This window comes from Corallococcus aberystwythensis (genome assembly GCF_003612165.1).
Classification (GTDB): domain Bacteria; phylum Myxococcota; class Myxococcia; order Myxococcales; family Myxococcaceae; genus Corallococcus; species Corallococcus aberystwythensis.
This window is the reverse complement of sequence record NZ_RAWK01000531.1, coordinates 1-1,462: the sequence shown is the minus strand read 5'-3', so window position 1 is coordinate 1,462 and position 1,462 is coordinate 1. Positions and strand designations below refer to the sequence as shown.

Sequence of the window (1,462 nt, the reverse complement as noted above, 5' to 3'; positions counted from 1 at the left end):
GAGTGGCCCGGGGGCGGGGGGCGGCGGAACTCCGCGCCACCAGCGATGTTGACCGAGTCCTCCGCGCGGGGCGTCGTCTGGGCCAGGGCCGCGGCGGAGGAGAGCAGGACAACTGCGAGGGTCAGGGCCTTCATGGTGTGCATCCTTGGGGGTGTTCTTGCTTCCTCCCATCTGACGGGACGAAGGGCCGCTGATTCAAGCCCCCCTCCCGGAACACCCTTCAGGCCCTGCACGCCACGAGGCGTCAGGCTGCTTCTTCAGCCGCGCTTGGAGACGACCTGGCCGTCGGCGCCAATCTCGTAGACGAGCGGCACGCCCGTGGCGAGCTCCAGGCCCACGACCGTCTCACCGGACAGCTTGTCCAGGCGCATCACCAGCGAGCGGTTGGAGTTGCCGTGCGCCACGACGAGCACGTTCTTGCCCTGGCGCAGGTCGCCCGCGATGGACCGGTCGTAGAAGGGCAGCACGCGCTTGGCGGTCATCTCCAGGGACTCGCCGTTGGGGGGCGGCACGTCGAAGGAGCGGCGCCAGATGTGGACCTGCTTCTCGCCGAACTCCTTGGCGGCGTCCGCCTTGTTGAGGCCCTGCAGGTCGCCGTAGTGGCGCTCGTTGAGGGCCGCGTCGCGGATGACGGGCGGGGTCTGCCCCAGCGCCTCCAGCAGGATGGCCAGCGTCTGCTGCGCGCGGGTGAGGGCGGAGGTGTAGGCGACGTCGAACTTCACGCCCTGGAGGGCGTCCGCGGCCTTGCGGGCCTCGTTGCGGCCCTGCTCGGTGAGGGGCACGTCCACGAAGCCGGTGAAGCGGTTCTCGAGGTTCCAGAGAGACTGACCATGACGGACGAGGGCGAGGATGGGCATGGCCCCCCTGCTAGCCCAACCGGGGGCGGGGGGAAAAGAGGCAAGCCCCGTCCACCCGCCCGGCCCGTCGTCTTGCGGCCACGCGCCGTCAGCCGGTGGCCTGGGACTCCGACTGGAGTCGCTCGCAGACGGCCGCCACCGCGCTCAGCGTGTTGAACAGGTCCACCATGCCCACCTGGAGGCCCAGGTCGTCCTCGATGCGGTTGGCCAGCATCGTGGCCAAGAGCGAGTTGCCCCCCACCTCCAGGAAGTGGTCCTCCGGCCGCACGGCGTCCACGCCCAGCAGCTCCTGCCAGTACCCGGCCAGCCGCGCCTCCATGGGCGAGGGGACGGCGCTCTGTGTGGTCATGGGGGCTCCTCCAGGAGGTGATGGACAGACCGCAAATTGAGGAAAATAGAACTACCGCGTCAAGTCTGACAGCACCAGGGCAGGCAGGCGGGCTTGGTGGCTCCCCGGGCTCCGGTCGTCCCTGGCAGTCTGGCCGGCATGGACGACGCGAACGCGAGCGAAGCGACGGCCTCCGAGCCGTTGATGGCGGTAGCGGTGGTGGGCCTGGCCCTGCGCTTTCCGGGGGCGGCGGATGCGCGGGGGTTCTGGCGCAACC

At 70.1% G+C, this 1,462-nt stretch carries 2 protein-coding genes; both read right to left on the bottom strand.

The window, feature by feature from the left end:
* Positions 1–257 precede the first annotated feature (257 nt).
* On the bottom strand, positions 258–857 hold the full coding sequence (locus tag D7W81_RS41230; RefSeq protein ID WP_120560746.1) for a 2,3-bisphosphoglycerate-dependent phosphoglycerate mutase: 600 nt from the start codon (positions 855–857) through the stop codon (positions 258–260).
* An 88-nt stretch (positions 858–945) separates the two neighbouring features.
* Positions 946–1,206, bottom strand: a complete 261-nt coding sequence (locus D7W81_RS41225) for a phosphopantetheine-binding protein (RefSeq protein WP_120560745.1) — start codon at positions 1,204–1,206, stop codon at positions 946–948.
* Positions 1,207–1,462: the final 256 nt, after the last annotated feature.